Annotated in this window: 1 pseudogene; it reads right to left on the minus strand. The window is 62.0% G+C overall.

Annotated elements, in window-relative coordinates:
- A pseudogene (locus tag SB753_RS41525) lies at positions 1-234 on the minus strand (motility protein MotB); the annotation flags it as partial.

Here is a 234-nt window from a genome sequence, read left to right on the forward strand (position 1 = left end):
GACCCTGCACGATGATCCGGTTCGGCACGTCGTTCAGCGTGTGGCCGATCTCGCGCAGAATGTGGCGCATGTACGGCTCCACCTGATCTCTCGCGGTCGCGAACATCGGCCGCTTCTGCGAGTCGACGATCTCGATGCGCAAGCCGGTCAGCGTCGAGTCGATGCGAATCTGCTGCTTGAACTGGCGCAGCACCGGATTCGCTTCGATCGCGGCCATCAGCTTCACCTGCAAGT

Origin of the sequence: Paraburkholderia sp. SIMBA_053 (genome assembly GCF_046534895.1) — a bacterium.
In the GTDB taxonomy this organism is placed as follows: Bacteria; Pseudomonadota; Gammaproteobacteria; order Burkholderiales; family Burkholderiaceae; genus Paraburkholderia; species Paraburkholderia caledonica.